Annotated in this window: 15 protein-coding genes; 4 read left to right on the top strand and 11 right to left on the bottom strand. The window is 42.0% G+C overall.

Annotation, left to right across the window (positions count from 1 at the left end):
• Window positions 1-39: 39 nt before the first annotated feature.
• Window positions 40-984: a glycosyltransferase family 2 protein gene (locus IPM95_11330; GenBank protein MBK9329867.1), complete on the bottom strand. Its 945-nt coding sequence runs from the start codon at window positions 982-984 to the stop codon at window positions 40-42.
• Window positions 981-1,829 carry a sulfotransferase gene (locus IPM95_11325; protein MBK9329866.1) on the bottom strand — a complete coding sequence of 283 codons (849 nt, stop codon included), beginning with the start codon at window positions 1,827-1,829 and terminating at the stop codon, window positions 981-983. The genes IPM95_11330 and IPM95_11325 overlap by 4 nt, the downstream gene beginning before the upstream one ends.
• Before the next feature lie 51 nt (window positions 1,830-1,880).
• Between IPM95_11325 and IPM95_11320 the strand changes: the two genes are divergently transcribed.
• Entirely contained in the window at window positions 1,881-2,561 is a 681-nt protein-coding gene (locus IPM95_11320) for an RluA family pseudouridine synthase (protein ID MBK9329865.1), read from the top strand.
• Window positions 2,562-2,569: 8 nt separating this feature from the next.
• On the opposite strand, the gene IPM95_11315 is transcribed toward IPM95_11320, so the two are convergent.
• The gene (locus IPM95_11315; protein ID MBK9329864.1) at window positions 2,570-3,343 is read right to left on the bottom strand and encodes an RNA methyltransferase; all 774 of its coding nucleotides are present in this window, start codon (window positions 3,341-3,343) and stop codon (window positions 2,570-2,572) included.
• A gap of 38 nt (window positions 3,344-3,381) precedes the next feature.
• Between IPM95_11315 and IPM95_11310 the strand changes: the two genes are divergently transcribed.
• A complete protein-coding gene (locus IPM95_11310) occupies window positions 3,382-3,957 on the top strand; it encodes a DNA-3-methyladenine glycosylase I (protein MBK9329863.1) in 576 nt (191 codons plus the stop codon).
• A gap of 1 nt (window position 3,958) precedes the next feature.
• On the opposite strand, the gene IPM95_11305 is transcribed toward IPM95_11310, so the two are convergent.
• Window positions 3,959-4,537, bottom strand: a complete 579-nt coding sequence (locus IPM95_11305; GenBank protein ID MBK9329862.1) for a GNAT family N-acetyltransferase — start codon at window positions 4,535-4,537, stop codon at window positions 3,959-3,961.
• Window positions 4,538-4,609: 72 nt separating this feature from the next.
• On the opposite strand from IPM95_11305, the gene IPM95_11300 reads away from it, so the two are divergent.
• Complete coding sequence (locus IPM95_11300; protein MBK9329861.1) at window positions 4,610-5,650, top strand: TauD/TfdA family dioxygenase; 1,041 nt, start codon at window positions 4,610-4,612, stop codon at window positions 5,648-5,650.
• Window positions 5,651-5,657: 7 nt separating this feature from the next.
• Here the strand turns inward: IPM95_11300 and IPM95_11295 are convergent, their stop codons facing one another.
• Window positions 5,658-7,013, bottom strand: coding sequence for a hypothetical protein (locus tag IPM95_11295; GenBank protein MBK9329860.1), 1,356 nt, complete (start codon window positions 7,011-7,013; stop codon window positions 5,658-5,660).
• A 107-nt stretch (window positions 7,014-7,120) separates the two neighbouring features.
• On the opposite strand from IPM95_11295, the gene IPM95_11290 reads away from it, so the two are divergent.
• Window positions 7,121-8,704, top strand: a complete 1,584-nt coding sequence (locus IPM95_11290; GenBank protein MBK9329859.1) for a hypothetical protein — start codon at window positions 7,121-7,123, stop codon at window positions 8,702-8,704.
• On the opposite strand, the gene IPM95_11285 is transcribed toward IPM95_11290, so the two are convergent.
• Genes IPM95_11285 through IPM95_11260 form a run of 6 tightly spaced genes read right to left on the bottom strand, consistent with a single transcriptional unit; the run spans window position 8,701 to window position 15,735 of the window.
• Entirely contained in the window at window positions 8,701-9,969 is a 1,269-nt protein-coding gene (locus IPM95_11285) for a glycosyltransferase (GenBank protein ID MBK9329858.1), read from the bottom strand. The genes IPM95_11290 and IPM95_11285 overlap by 4 nt on opposite strands.
• On the bottom strand, window positions 9,924-11,789 hold the full coding sequence (asnB, locus tag IPM95_11280) for an asparagine synthase (glutamine-hydrolyzing) (protein ID MBK9329857.1): 1,866 nt from the start codon (window positions 11,787-11,789) through the stop codon (window positions 9,924-9,926). Before asnB ends, IPM95_11285 begins: the two co-directional genes overlap by 46 nt.
• Window positions 11,790-11,792: 3 nt before the next feature.
• Window positions 11,793-12,704: a glycosyltransferase gene (locus tag IPM95_11275; protein ID MBK9329856.1), complete on the bottom strand. Its 912-nt coding sequence runs from the start codon at window positions 12,702-12,704 to the stop codon at window positions 11,793-11,795.
• 2 nt (window positions 12,705-12,706) lie between these two features.
• Window positions 12,707-13,822, bottom strand: coding sequence for a glycosyltransferase family 4 protein (locus IPM95_11270; GenBank protein MBK9329855.1), 1,116 nt, complete (start codon window positions 13,820-13,822; stop codon window positions 12,707-12,709).
• Window positions 13,819-14,733 carry a glycosyltransferase gene (locus tag IPM95_11265; GenBank protein ID MBK9329854.1) on the bottom strand — a complete coding sequence of 305 codons (915 nt, stop codon included), beginning with the start codon at window positions 14,731-14,733 and terminating at the stop codon, window positions 13,819-13,821. Before IPM95_11265 ends, IPM95_11270 begins: the two co-directional genes overlap by 4 nt.
• A gap of 9 nt (window positions 14,734-14,742) precedes the next feature.
• The gene (locus IPM95_11260; GenBank protein ID MBK9329853.1) at window positions 14,743-15,735 is read right to left on the bottom strand and encodes a glycosyltransferase; all 993 of its coding nucleotides are present in this window, start codon (window positions 15,733-15,735) and stop codon (window positions 14,743-14,745) included.
• Between the last annotated feature and the right edge of the window lie 36 nt (window positions 15,736-15,771).

Here is a 15,771-nt window from a genome sequence, read left to right as displayed (position 1 = left end):
ATTCCCCAATCTAAAAATTTGCCTCTGCCAAACTGCAGTTTATGCCCTCAAAATCATCTTGAGGCTATGCAGGAAGGTAGTCCGGTAAAATCTATGTTTTATAAATATTCTCTTTCTGCTAAAGCCACTGGTATTTTCCAGTTGAGAAAAATCTTTAAGCAGTTGCGTTTGTTCGGCTGTAATCAGGCCGGCCGTTCTTTGCAGCAGCGCTTTAGCCTGCTGTACCCTGATGTGAATAAAGTAGTCATACTCATCGGTGGAGAAAGCGTTGGCAATAAACCGTCTTAACTTATCCGCGACACCGGTTTGTTTCCTCGTCACATTTGAACCGTGATTTCTCAGCAAAACGGTTGGCTCCGGAATGGCAGCCCATTTGCCGCAGGCTGCTGCCAGCAACGCTATCCAGTGGTCGTGCAGGATGGCTTCCGCCGGAACCGGACTCGCCAGATTGCGCATGGATTTATTGATAACCATCGTACAACCATGTGGAATATTTTGAATGAGTAACCGGTTCAGCGTGAAATATCCTGTTGCCAACATTAATTGCCGCCAAACAGAATCTGCAATGACAATACCTTCTTCGTCGATGGATTTCATATCGGTAAAAACCATACACGGTACTGTCGGACCGTCTTTCTCCAGCCGCTTGATTGTTTCCAGCGAACGCTCCATCTTATCTTCCAGCCAGACATCATCCTGATCGCAGAAGAATATATAATCGGCAGCAGACTGCTCTAGCAGCAAGCCAAAATTCTGCGCGGCTCCGACATTGTTTTTCATGTCCTTCACCAGTTGAATTCTATCCGGAAACCGTTGCTGATAACCGGCAATGATTTCTGCTGTATTGTCAGATGAACCATCATCCCTGATTAATACGCTAAATGCCTGAAATGTCTGCTTAAACAGACTGTCCAGCTGCTCCGCTAGAAATTTACCGCCGTTATACGTAGCTAATACTATTTGAATGGCAGGCTCTTGCATCACAGGTGACCGTACCCCAATTGCTGCATCAGGGGATTGATTTTTAATTGCTGATAAACCCGCATATATTCTTCGTTATTCATAAATGCAAAGGCTCTGGCTGGCTGAATTCCGGCAATGGCGGCATTTAACTGCTCCTCTGAAGGCTTTAAACCGGAAAAAAGTGCCAGTTGTTTCAGTTTTTCTTTGGGTTGTTCTAAAAAATCTTCATACCGCACCGCTGTGTACTGTCCGAATTCATCTTTTAAGGAAAGCGCCTTGCTGACATACTCTTCCCATAAATCATATCCTTCGTTCAGGTTATACAATCGGAAGTTTTCGTGAAAATTCTTACTGATGAGCCAGTCACGTTTCAGCCTTTTTTTCCAGTTCCACTCAAACCTGTTCTTTAGTGCCAGGTCGCGTTCTATATAACTGGAAACAGAGTCGATGGGGTTTCTGTAAATATGGATTATTTTCGGATTTGGAAAAACATGTTTCCAAAAGTCAATGGTAAACGTATTTTTCGGATCTTTCCAGCCAAACGGTACATCTACCTCTTTTATGTTTTTATAGCGGGATGTCAGTCCGCCGAGATAGTGCTTCCGTTTTCCGGACTGTACAAAATATTCAAGTGATTCGTGAATTATTTTGCGGCATGCCGGATTGGAATATCTTAAATTATGGGGCTTTTCGGGCGTGGCCGTGTGGATGTCAAATATCCAGTTATTGATTTTCCAGAAAAACAAGGCTTCGTGGTTTATCTCCTTTTCTACGCCGACAAATAACCCGAGGCTTTCAAGCATTTTGGTAATCATCGTGGTACCGCTGCGATGCATGCCTAAAATTATGACCGGCTGATTATTCATTCTACGAATTTAAGCTAACTTTGGTAAAGTTTAAAACATTACCCGTTCGTTATGCCGGAAATCTTATACGAAGACAATCATATCATCGCCGTCAACAAAAAAAGCGGTGATATCGTACAGGGGGATGAAACCGGCGACAAGCCGCTGGTGGATTTTATCAAAGATTATATTAAGGAAAAATACCAGAAACCCGGTGAGGTGTTTTTAGGTGTGGTGCACCGCATTGACCGGCCGGTGAGCGGCATCGTATTGTTTGCACGCACCAGCAAAGGGCTGTCCAGACTGAATGAACTGTTCCAAACCAAAGAAATTACCAAAACCTACTGGGCGGTGGTGAAAAACAAACCCGGGGAAGATTCCGGCACCTTAATTCATTTCCATTTGAAAGATTCCGCACAACGCAAAGCCAGGCTGTTTGACAAAGAAGTGGCACATTCCAAAAAATGTGTACTACACTACAAATTATTGGCAAGTTCTGACAACTATCACCTATTAGAAATACAATTAGAAACAGGGCGTTTCCATCAAATCAGGGCACAACTGGCAAAAATCGGCTCACCGATAAAAGGGGATATAAAATATGGTTTCGACAGGCCCAACGAAAATACAAGAAGCATACACTTGCATGCCAGAAAAATAGAATTCATGCATCCTGTGAAAAACGAGAAGTTAGTAATTTCTGCTCCCGTTCCGGAAGAAGTTATTTGGAAATTTTTCGAGAAAAAAATGTAATCCGATGCTTAAGAGCGCTGCCGCAAGGCCTCAAACAACACTACTGCCGCAGCATTCGATACATTCAGGGAATCATTCTGTCCGCGCATGGGAATAATAATGTTGGCCGTGGAATGCTCTTCCCAAAAAGCATGCACACCCTCGGCTTCCGTTCCAAATACAAAGGCGGATGGCTGCCGGTAATCTTCTTCCAGATAATTTTTAGCCGCTTTTAAGGATGTGGTATAAACAGCATTATTATTTTCTTTCAGGAAAGCCAGACATTCTTCTTTACTGCTGACAGCTATTTGTTTGGTAAATACACAACCCACCGAAGAACGAATGGTGTTTGGGTTGTAAATATCGGAATGCGTATCGCAACAAATGACGGCATCCACACCGGTGGCATCTGCGGTGCGCAGGATTGCACCCACATTGCCGGGTTTTTCAATTCCATCTAACACTATAACCAATGGGTTTTTCGATAATTTTAAATCAGACAGTGTATTGTTTTTAGGTTTGGCGAGTGCCACCACTTTACTCGTGTTTCCCCGGTACGAAATCCGGTCGAACACTTCTTCCGAAATTTCCAGGACATTTTCAACCTCCAGTTCGTCAAAGTTTAATCCAAATCCTTTTCTGAACAGGATGGTATCCATTTCAAAACCATTGGCAATGGCCAGTTGAGTTTCCTTCCATCCGTCTATTACAAATAAATTTTCTTCCTTGCGTTCGCGGGATTTTTCCTGCAAGAGCAGGACTTTTTTTATCAATGGATTTTGCAGGCTGGAAATCGTCTTCACGTTACAAAATTGCACAAAGATTTTTGTAGTTTTATGTTATGGGTAAAAAAGAAATCATCCGCTGCAACTGGTGTGTCGGGAAACCATTATATGAACAATACCACGACGAAGAATGGGGTGTTCCCGTTTATGACGACCAGAAACAGTTTGAATTTCTGGTGCTGGAAAGCGCACAGGCCGGCCTGAGCTGGTGGACCATCTTACAGCGCAGGGATGGTTACCGCAAGGCATTTTCCAACTTCGATTACAGGAAAGTAGCCAAATTCACTCCTGATAAGGTAGAAAAATTATTGCAGGATAGCGGCATTATCCGAAACAGGGCCAAGATAGAAGCGACCGTCAATAATGCACAGCGATTTATGGAGGTACAGAAAGAATTCGGTTCATTCAGTAAGTACATCTGGAGTTTTGTCGGCGGAAAACCTATGGTCAGCCAATTAAAACAGCTTAAAGAAATTCAGCCCACATCTCCGGAATCGGATGCACTGGCGAAAGACATGAAGAGACGTGGGTTTAAATTTTTAGGTTCCACCACTTTATATGCGCATATGCAGGCCACCGGACTCGTGAATGACCACCTGATGGATTGTCACCGGTACAAGAAATGCAGGTAAGCTATCGAACGGGGCTTCTTAAATAATCCTCTCTGGATAACCCATATCGATAGGTTTCCACCATCGTATGATCGTGCATCGTGTGACTTTTAAAGAATGCCCCCTCATATTTCAATCCTGACTTCTCCGCTGCTTTCTGGCTGGCGATATTATCGGAAACGATACGTGCAAAAACGTGATTGAGTCCGATATCTTCGAAACAAACGGAAAGCATCCGGCAAATGACTTCCGTTGCAAGGCCTCGTTGTTCGAATCCCGCATCAATAAAATAAGCAATCTCGCCCACGCCTGTCTTCCAGTCTATTTCTTTCAGGTTAAAATGCCCGATCAATTCGTGGTTTGACTTATACACGATTATCAGTGCATAGTTTTTATTTTTATTCCAGTCATTTATTTTCCGCTGCATAAACTCTTTTGTGTCCGTATCGGTTTCCGTAGATTTCAGCAGATTCGGGAAGCTGTCGGACAGTCTGGTTTTATTTTTCTGAATGAGCCGGAAGAACGGTTCATAATATTTTAATGCATATGGATACAGCTGTATTCTCTCGGTTTCTATTATTCGTCTGGAAAATTTTATCATTAAATCCTATGCTATAGTTATAAAAACAATTTTAAATACTAAATTTAAGAAGACAATTTAACCAACAAGATAATGAACTTAACGTATTTTTCAGAAAATGAGAAACTGCCGTTCCTGGTAACACCTGAAAGGGAAGAACAAGGGAAACAACACCTGCTCAACTGGATAGGCAACCATCATTCCATGATTGATGAGAAGCTAACGACATCCGGCGCTGTCTTATTCAGGGGATTTGATATTCAGACACCGCAGGATTTTGAAGATGTCGCCAAATCTATAGATAACGACCTGAAGGATGATTATATGGGTACATCCCCGCGCGACAAGAAGTCCGGCTTTGTTTTTTCTGCCAGTGAATTACCGCCGCATTATCCCATCATGCAGCATTGCGAAATGAGCTTTCTGCCTTCTGCTCCTAGGCGTCTGTTCTTTTATTGTCACATTGAACCGGAGTACGGAGGAGAAACTCCGATATGTGACTTCAGGAAAGTATACCGGGACGTAGACCCTAAAATCCGGGAAGAGTTCGAGTGCAAAGGGGTAAAACATATCCGTAACTATTCATCACCCAACAACAAAAGTACAGCCGGGTTTCAGCTGAAAAGCTGGCTGGATATGTTTCATACCACTGACAAGGCCATCATTGAAAAAAAATGTGCGGAGAATGACATTATCTGTGAATGGAAAGAAAATGACGGCCTGCGGTTAATTAATAAAAGCGATGCCGTCAAAAAGCATCCCGTCACCGGTGAAATGGTCTGGTTTAATCACACACAGGTATTTCATCTGAGTGCCGCTGCCATTGAATACCATAAAATCCATGAGCGTCAGAAGAGATGGGAAACTTTTAAAACCTGTTTGTTGCTGGAAGCTATGACTTGGTACAAGAAACTCACCAAGAATCCGCATGAACAAAGCATGCATGTCACCTTTGGAGATGACTCATCCATTCCGGATGATTATGTGAAACATATTCAGGATGTCATCTGGAAGAACATGGTCATACAGCCCTGGAAAAAGGGAGATATTATCTGTATCGATAATTTTTCCACTTCACACGGAAGGCTGCCTTATTACGGACCACGGGAGATAATGGTAAGCTGGACATCTTAACGGGCTGCTAAACGGACACTGCTGGCAACCCCTTAACCGTTGGCTTAGGTTTTAGAATTGTCTTTTCCTTGATTTCTTCCTGTTTTTCTCTGTCTGCTAAAATAAATAATGCAATAAAATAGAAAGGCATTAAAGGAATCTTATAGCGAACCAGCGAACCGAAGTTATAACTGGTAAAACCTACAGAGAAGGCGAAGATGAGAGAAAATACCAAACAAAACTGAACTTCCGGATTTGTCAGAATGAGTCTGGTAAAACGAATGAAGCCGGACTTGTACAGCAAGCGTATAGTCAGGAACAGGGAAATCAATCCCTCCAATGCTGCCGGAATAAGTATGGGCTTTCGGGCCTCCCAGATATATGGCCTGAACAATGTAACATTTATGGCCTTAGGGGCTATTTTTAATAACCCCTTCAACGTGTAATCCACCTCCCCCAGAGTATAGCCGGACCCCCCCTGCATTTGGGAAGAATAATAAATCCAGTTTTGCGTGTCTTTGGCTGTACGTACCAAATTCTCCAGTGCATATTTATTAGAAATCTGTGCAATCTTTATAAATACAAAAACGCCCATTATGCTGGAAGCGGCAAACAACATCGGACTCATCAATGCTTTTATAAATTTGCTGTTAATATTTTCCTTAAAATGAAAAATCAACCAGAAGGAGTAAGCAGGAAGAAATGAAAGCAGAATATACACCTTTATCACCTTTATCATTATCAGGCAAATCGCTATCATGATTACCCTCCTTACTACTTTATCTCTGTCAAAGAAAAGCCGGTAGGCATGATATGTCAGTGCTCCCAATGCCCCCATACACAAAGGATCCTTGAGGATGCCGCTGCCCCAGAAACCTACAGATGGCAGGAAAAGGCAGGCTACTGCCAGTTCTTTTTCCAGATGCGGGTATAATCTGTGAAAGAGCTCAAATATCTTCCAGCATCCGTACAGGCAGAACATGGAAAATGTCAGCGCTATCAGCATATATGTCTTTAAAAGCGGGAAACTCAGCAATGCACCAATACGAATCACAGCATATACGCTCGGATCTGCATAAAAATAGGTGGAACGCCCCAGGTATTTTTCGTATTCAAAGAAATCGGGTTGTATGGAAAATACAATCTTAAAAAACATCAGCGGGTTTTCATAAAAAACATTGTGAACATTCTGTATATTCAGGAAATAGGTATTGGTATCTCCTCCTCTGTAATAATACTGGTATATGGCGGCAAAAAATATGGTGCAGAAAACCTTAAACCAGAATGCCTTCAACAGGTATCTTCGTTTAACTTCTGAGGGCTTTATGTTTATCCTGTACCTGACCAGGAGCATTAACAGGAAGATGAATATGGGTGCGAACAAATAATCATTTAAAAAAATAAATCTGTTTTGTTCAACATGTGTAAACCAACTACCCATCAATAAAATAATTTGTACATTAGTATATAAAAATCTATACCTTCAGTTATATGTGTAAATATAAGCACTTTGCAGTAATAGTTGGCGGTTTAATTATCCTGGCGGTTATAGGTTGTTTTACATTATCCTACGACGGAAATGACGATCAGCTAATGCAGTTTATTGTTTCCGGCACCCTCACCGGCACACCGGACAGCAATATTATTTTTCAGCATACCTTGATCGGAATGATGCTGCGTTTTCTTTATACCCTTGCGCCAAACATAAACTGGTATGTATTCTTCTTAATCAGTATTCACTTTCTCTCCGCAGGCATGATTATCACCGGTTTGTTCTGCCGGAAAAACACCCAACACAGACACCTTCTTCTCTGGGCACTCTTCTTCATCTTTTTATTCGGCTATTATGCCTTATACCTTGTTGCCATCCAGTATACCACCACTTCCTTTCTTATAGGCATCGCAGCTTTAACTTTGCTTTCCAGCGAATTGCAGCTGTCAAAAAAACTGTTCTTCGTAACTGTCGGATTTCTTTTTTGCATGCTTATCCGGGAGCAGGTCTTTTATCTGATTTTGGTTTTCAGCATTCCTGTTCTATTTCAACACTGGACCTCAAAAGAAAGGAATCCGCTGTTAATCACATTAGGCATCTCTGTACTTATGTTTTTTATCTTAAGCCATATCAACAAAAGTCATTCGGCATACCTGCAAAGCAATTACTCCCGCTATATTTCTGCAAGTGAAATTATCATCAACCGTCCTTTGAATATAACTTCTCAGGCATTGGAAAAATATCACCTGACCATAGATGACATCCTGCTGATTCAAAACTGGTATGGAGCTGATGTGCATTACAACACCCCTGATCTGTTTAACTTTGCTGAAGAAACATTGACCGTCAGGCCTTTTGATGAGGCCCTGCCGCTCTTTAAGTCATTTATCAGAGATGAGCGTTATATGCTGGCGATGTATCTGCTTTCACTTGCAGCTGCATTGCTCTTCTGTGTACAAGAAAAAAAATGGGCCATCTTGAATTTCATCCTGTTTTCTGTCGTTTTTATCTACTTGTTATATAACATGCGCATTCCCCGGAGAGTTGTATCTCCGCTCCTCTTCTATATCTCCTGGTTTAATTTAATGCTGTTACTAAGAAGCACTGCTCCATCCCCCTTAAGGACGACGGTTCTGACTTTACTCGTTTTATTATCCGGGTATAAATTCTATTGCGTATATCATCTAAACTTAAAAAACAAAACTAACGCTATTAGGTTTGAAGCGCTGACTGCTGAGATCAACCGGAACCCATCATCCTTGTTTATCATACAGTCACTCCCTCTGGAATTGATGAAAGTGAATTTTCACAATCAGGATATTTTTACACAGAATAACATCCTCTTCACAGGGTGGTATATCAATACTCCGAATTATCTCCAATTGCTCAAACAGCATCAGCTCACCAACTTAACATCAGGCATAAAAGGAAGAAAGGATATCCTGTTCCTGACTAATTCCAATGCCTTTGAAGCTGCGTTCATCCGCGTAATGCAGCAGCGTTACGCCTCTAAATGTCATTTTGAAGATGCGAAGGCAGGTTTCACCTTTCTCCATCCCAGGAAATTGGTCTTTGATAATTAGGCCAATACTGCCGCATAGATGGCTGCGTATTTTCCAACGCCCTGTTCCAGCGAGAAATAATCCTGTGCGCCGTTTAGGATACCCGCTGAATTAAAATTACCATCCATCTCCCGGATGGCCGTTCCATAGGCTGCCGGAGTAAAATCAGTTACAAGCACCCCGCTGTGATAATCTCTCACTATCTTATCGGTATCTCCGACATTGGTGTTGCAGACAATTGGTTTTCCCATCGCCATTATTTCCCCCTGTTTGGTCGGAGAGGATGCCTTTTTAGAGTAGGAAGGTAAAATAAAGAAGATGGAGGATGAACAGATTGAAATCAAATACGGAATCTCCTCCCGTGCTCCGGGCCGCAGAATGATGGCGTCCTTCACCCCATACTTATCTGCCGTCTGTAAAATGCGTTCCTGTTCATCTTTGGTTACAAATAAGAACCTGGCGTGTGGTTTTTGGTCTTTTAATTTCCGGAAGAACTCCAGCATCTCGTCCAGCATATACCATGTCCCGATTGAACCCAGATATAATAAAACATAGTCTTCCGGCCGCAGCTTCAGTTCCTGCATAAACTGCGCCTGTCTGTCTTTCTGAATTTGTTTGGTATTGAATAGATTTAAATCCACGCAACAGGGAATCACTTCCATCTTCACCCTGTTTTTATCTAAATGCTTCCATGACAAGATTTCATTCTTTGCATTGTGCGTTAAACTGACCGTATAATCGGCATTCTCTAAAAACTGTTTTTCCTTTCTTTTAAAATATCTGTAAACCATCTTGTATAAGGGATTCTTTAAATTCCATAATTTTCCATCCACCCGCTCGTCCGCCCACAAGCCACGCATATCAAAGATGAATTTCACACGAAACCGGTATTTCATCTCCAATCCAACGAGTGAAGCAATATAACTCCGGCAATGAATGATGGAGAAGCGGTTCTTCTGATGTAATTCGATTGCTTTTCTTTTAAGCCTGCTTACATCGTACATTGATGATAATACCGGTGGGTTTTTGGTATAGGATAAAGGCTGCCAGTCTATGGGGTATGCCGAGAGAAGCTTTTCAATTTTAGCTTTGTTATTTTGGAAATTGACTTCCTTCTCACAGCTGAGCAGCGTGAATGAATATCCCCTCTTTGTTAAGCCTATTAAATAAGGTATGACCTGCGACTGTCCAAGTGGGTCTGTCATACCATCATAAGAGATATATAGTACAGAAACCGCCATCATGCATTCTCTTCCAGCCACCAATGCAATAAAATGATTGTCCACAAACGGCCATATAAATAATCTTCCCCCGCCATAAACCGATCCTTCAGGTCCTGAACATATAAATTGGTGAGAATATCGTAATTATTTATAATCGTGCTGTCCAGGTATTTATCCAGCAGGTAATTGAATCTGCCTTTCATCCAGTGCGGCAACGGAAGTGCAAACCCCCACTTTGGCCGGTCAAATAATTCGCGGGGCAGATAATCGTATAAGATTTCCTTTAGAATGTATTTTGATATGCCCTTATGATATCTCAGGTCTGCATCAATATTGACGGCATATTCCACCACGCGATGGTCTAAATAAGGAACCCTGCTTTCCAGAGAGTATCGCATACTCGCCCTGTCTACCTTTACCAGTAAATCATCCTTCAGGTAATAATTAATATCCCAGAAGGACTGTTTTCCTTTTGGCGTCAGGGTTCTTTTACCGGAATCCCCTTCTTTGTTAAAGCGGTCAAAGGAAAAATTCTCCTCCAGCAAGATGTGCTTCAGGTCTTTCTCACTGTTCAAATACTGTTCCTGTGAAAAAATATGACTGCGTATATGTTCAAGAGATGAATAATCCAGGAGCAACCCTCCTCTTTTGATGATGGAATCCGCATGTTGGGTAGCAAAAAATACGGGTTTTCTGAGTAGCTGAACGGCAGGATTGGCTAATCTGGATGCCCATTTATACATACCATATCCCAAAAATAATTCATCGGCACCATCTCCGGACAGTGTTACGGTAACATGCTGTCGCGCCAGTTTGGATACGATCATCGTCGGGTATGCCGATGAGTCGGCAAAAGGCTCATCGTACTGAAAGATGATGTCAGATAAAATTTCCTCCACCTCGTCTTCCGTTAAACGAAACGCGTGATGTTCCGTGCCCAGATGTTTGGCAACCTGTAATGCATATTCCGACTCGTCATATTTTTTAGTGTCGTATCCGATACTGAACGTCTTGATCTTATCTTTCTTTAATTTGGAGGCAATTGCGGTAATAAGGCTCGAGTCTATCCCTCCGCTCAGGAAAGTGCCTACAGGCACATCACTGATAAGTTGCTTCTCTACCGAATCTATCAGCAACTCTTTTAATTGTTTTTTGGTGGCCGTAAAGTCTTTTACGGCAACAGGCTCAATGGCATCTTTCAGTCTCCAGTAGCTGTTTAGCGGAATGGTAAAATTGGGTTTATAAATATCCGTCAGTGAAAAGATACTGAAATGCGCTGCCGGAAATTTGGATACATGCTTATAAATCGTGTATGGCTCCGGAATAAACCCAAGATGCAGAAACTCAGGAATGGAATCGTTGTTTATGGCTTTGTTAAAGCCTGGCAATGCTTTCAGCATCTTTATTTCAGAAGCGAACGCAAACTGTATTCCGTCCCAATAATAAAACAACGGCTTAATTCCGATTCGGTCCCTGCATAAGATTATCTTCTGTTCGAGTATGTCAAAAATGGCAAAAGCAAACATACCATTGAGCATCTCAAATGATTTTACACCTATCTTGGCGTAAGCCTCAAAAATTACTTCGGTATCACCGGTGGTTCGCGTTTCAAGCTGCAGCTGTTCTTTTATTTCCTTATAGTTATAGACTTCTCCGTTGTACACCATGACATATCTTCCGCAACCGGAAAAAAACGGCTGATTGGAGGCGGGAGAAAGGTCAATTATGCTTAATCTCTTATGCCCCAGAAATAAGGAGTGCTGTTCATTCTCATAATAACCTTCCGCATCCGGGCCCCTGTGCCGGATAGCATTTGTGGCACGGACAAAATCTTGTTTATCCAGTTTTCCGGGTGAGGAGATATATCCTGAAATGCCGCACATAAGTTACTCGAATGAAGCTAAAATATTTCTTTTGATTAACGTCTTGATAATTCCGAAAAAACGTTTGTCCAGCATCGTTCTTGGGTTTGTCTTGATGGCTCTCAGTAAATAATTAAATGAAGACCTGTTTATTTGGGCAATTGCCAAATGCAACGAAATATATAAGAGACAGTGTGATACAAACACATCTTTCTTAACTCCATATATTTTTCTGACGACCTTATCTCCGAAGGAATACTTAATCAGAAGTTCAATTCTTTTGACCAGCGTTTCCTCTTTAATGTTATGAATCACACTCCGTTCTTCGTGTGAATGCAAGGAGCAGGTGATGACATCCTGCGTATGAACCCTGAAACGCGCCGCCATTCTCAGCCACAGTTCGTAATCCTCCGAACCGGATAAGTCTCTGTCTCCGTTAAAGGCATATTTCACCGCCACGTCTCTTCTTAATATAATACCGCTGCAGCCCATAAAATTGCCGTTTACCATACGGTCGTTTACATGTTCGGGCATTCTGGCAATCTGCAGGGTATGTTTATTCGAATCTACCACATCATAATTAAACCGGATAACCTCCGGGTTTTTATGAGAACGGATATAATTGGCTGCCGCCTCCAGGTGATTCGGATAAAAGTAATCATCTGAATCCAGCAGGGTGACATAATCGCCCTTTGCCAGGTTAAAACCCGTATTTCTGGCAATCGCCCTTTCTTCGTTCGCTTTTTTGTGATAAACAAATCTCGGATCTGTGACAGACCTAATGACCTCCACGGTATTATCTGTACTTCCGTCATCTACCAATATGACTTCAAAGTGCGGATATGTTTGGGCAAAAGCAGATTCCAATGTCTCCAGAATCATGTGCGCCCTGTTATATGCCGGAATAATTATGGAGAAAAACAAATCCCTTTCCATCGTCAGCTGCTGTATATCTTTTCTAATTTATGAATCATCAAAGGTAGTGAAAAAAGTTGTTCAACATCTTTTTTACCGTTTATGGACAGTTTATCCCTTAATTCTTTATGTCCCAGTATATCGCATATCGATTCATAGATCTGTGCTGAATTCTGGAATTCAACCACCAGCGCATTTTCTCTGTGCCGGATAAATTCACAGGCAATACCGGACATGGTAAATATGCTGGGTACTCCGACGGCCAATGCCTCCACATAGATTTGGCCGAATGCTTCAATCTCCGCGTCTATCGGAACATGTACAAATACATCAAACAGCTTAAACAACGCTGCATTGTCCTGTTCAAATACTATCTCTGTATAAGTTTCCTTTGGAAATTTTGTTATAGTCAATCTGATTTCTTCATCCTCTCCCTTGGCGTTTGCCAGCACCAGCAGGGCGTTGGGATATTTTACCAATAATTCTCTATACGCACTCAGAACATATTTTATCCCTTTCCATTCGGTGTATCTGGAAATAACCCCGATTACCGGATGTCGATTGTTACGATTGTATTTTTGTCTGATTCGCTCGAGCCTTTTATCCGAAACGTCATTAAACAACGGCAAGTCAAATCCATGATGGATAAGAAACACTTTCTCCGGCGGAACCTGTTCTTTTACAATCAGGATGTTTTTTACATTTTCACTAATGGCAATAATATGCGTTGCCAGCCTGTTGCAGTATCTGTCATACTTAATTCCCTTCGGAGAGGTGGTATGGTGAAAGGTAGAATGGTGTCTGGTAAAGATTCTTTTTTTTACTCCGGCCAGCCATGCTGCAGAGAGCCCAATAATATTGGCTTCAAAAATATGGCAATGTACGGCATCGGGCTTTATTGCCCTTAAGATAGCATATGTCTTATAAATGGCGGCAGGCATGTCTTTTTTACCCTGATAATCAATTCTGTAAAAAGGCATCTTCCTGTCTGAACAAAACTGTTCCAGGGGCGAATTTTCCGGAACGGCAATGGAGATGAAGGACAGTTCAAAACGGCTTTTATCAATATGGTCAATAATCCACTCAAACGCCAGCGCCTTGTTTATTTGAAATAAAATATAGGTAATCCTGGTTTTCAATCTTTAATCGTTGTATATCCCTCAAAAATAGCGGTTGCCAGTAAGACATTCGCTATTTTTTCATAAAATCTGTCCATTCGCTCTGTATTGGGCAATAACTGCAATAACCACATCCAAAGAACTTTTGTGCACACCAGAAAGGATAAGACCATTTTCTTTCCTCCCGAGTAGTCTAATGTCAGTTCCTCATTTCCCCTCAAAACGGCATGCTTGCGGGTTTCTCCGCCCCTGCGTTTTCTGTCCAGCCAACGCTTCAGTTCCAGCCGGTCCGTTTCATTGTGATAGATGGTATCCTGCGGCCATACAAAGAAGCGGATTCCTTTTTCTTTCAGCCGTTTGGCAAAGTCATAATCTTCAAATCCTGCATGCGGGAATGTTTCATCGTATCCGTTTACCAGATGGAACGTCTCTTTATAAATACAGAGAAACTGGCTGGTAACGCCATGGTTCTCAAACAACTCCGTATCACTCCAGGGTTTTCCGATATTCCAGCCCTTCAGCGTTGTGAACCCTGTATGATGCAGATACCTGCCAAATTTTGTTTGCAAAATTTTTTCCAATAGTTCCGGAGGATATACCCAGTTGATATTGATGGTACGCTGCGGGGTTACCAATTCCATTGCTCGTTTCACTGCATGCTCATGAATCAGCATATCGTCATCCATGAAAATCAAAAGCTCCGATTTGGCATTCTTTGCTCCAAAATTCCTGGCGGAAGCGACTCCCGATTTTGGGTTTTTAACCACCCGAACCGTTTCCTGCCATACATCCGGAATCAATGGCTCATTTCCTCCGTCATTAACTATGATAATCTCCGCATTCAATTTTTCAATCGCTTTCACGGCATATTGCAGCGAATGCAGCAGTATTTCTTCTCTGTTCTTGGTGGGTATGATGATGCTTACTTCCACTATCGGGGGTTATCGTTTATTGACAATTTTTTTCAGCCACGCCGGCATCAGCGCCGTCCTGATTTTCAGCTGACGGAGTTCGCTCCTGTCTTTGGCTTGTAACATTCGCTTATCGACCAGCTTTAAAAACCTGGCCGCTAATGCCAGTTCATTATCGGCATACTTCAGCCGACCTTCCAGAAAAAGAAAATAATGAATGATTTTTTTGAGCAAAGTCATATCTGCTATCTGATTATATTGCAGAGAATCGATGTATGCCACTTTAAATTCAGATTCCAGCATACAAACCTCTTCCTTAAGATTGTTCTGCCGGGCGATAGAGTAATACACATTCAAGGCTTCTTCGCTGAATAGATTCTGGAAGTTATAAGACTTGGAATTCTCGTGTAACCGGAAATTCACCAAAAGATCCTCCACCTTTTTTACCCTGTCCTGCCCGAAATGCAGCAAAAACCGTATCCACCACTCTCTGTCCATCACATAATGCAAGTCCGTATTCAGCAATCCCATCTTTATGATGGCGCTGTGCCGGAAGAATGTTTCCGGCTGGTCAATCCGCGCCCAACCTACCGTTTTTTCAAATTCCGGATAAATATCTGCTCCCGGATTGGTATTTCTTATCCTATTATCCTGCCAGACACTCCCTTTACCGCTGACAACCAGGATATTTTCATCTTCAAAAGCCGAGGCCACCTTATGCAGTGTATCGGGATAATACCAGTCATCACTGTTAATCCAGTTCACCACTTCTCCGGTTGCTAACTTGAGACCTTTATTAATGGCATGACTTTGCCCCTTATCTTTTTCACTTACCCAATAAGTGAGGTATTTTGCATACTTTTTGATAACCTCGACAGAATTATCCGTACTTCCCCCGTCAATGATGATATATTCTAAATCCGGATAATTTTGAGACAACACACTGTCTATGGTTTTCTCAATGTAATTCCCTTGATTGAATGATGGGGTTATGATGGATATTTTCACCGGAAAAGAAAAAATTAAGCTTTAAAGATAAAAAGAATAACGCTATTTGCA

Source organism: Sphingobacteriales bacterium, from assembly GCA_016719635.1.
In the GTDB taxonomy this organism is placed as follows: Bacteria; Bacteroidota; Bacteroidia; order Chitinophagales; family JADIYW01; genus JADJSS01.
Note: the sequence above shows the minus strand (reverse complement) of the source record. Positions and strands in the feature narration are given on the sequence as shown.

Coding starts and splice junctions, on each gene's coding strand:
- IPM95_11275 (MBK9329856.1), bottom strand. CDS start 12,704: ATGGAAAGGGATTTGTTTTTCTCCATAATTATTCCGGCATATAACAGG.
- asnB (MBK9329857.1), bottom strand. CDS start 11,789: ATGTGCGGCATTTCAGGATATATCTCCTCACCCGGAAAACTGGATAAA.
- IPM95_11300 (MBK9329861.1), top strand. CDS start 4,610: ATGAACTTAACGTATTTTTCAGAAAATGAGAAACTGCCGTTCCTGGTA.
- IPM95_11305 (MBK9329862.1), bottom strand. CDS start 4,537: ATGATAAAATTTTCCAGACGAATAATAGAAACCGAGAGAATACAGCTG.
- IPM95_11320 (MBK9329865.1), top strand. CDS start 1,881: ATGCCGGAAATCTTATACGAAGACAATCATATCATCGCCGTCAACAAA.
- IPM95_11310 (MBK9329863.1), top strand. CDS start 3,382: ATGGGTAAAAAAGAAATCATCCGCTGCAACTGGTGTGTCGGGAAACCA.
- IPM95_11290 (MBK9329859.1), top strand. CDS start 7,121: ATGTGTAAATATAAGCACTTTGCAGTAATAGTTGGCGGTTTAATTATC.
- IPM95_11325 (MBK9329866.1), bottom strand. CDS start 1,829: ATGAATAATCAGCCGGTCATAATTTTAGGCATGCATCGCAGCGGTACC.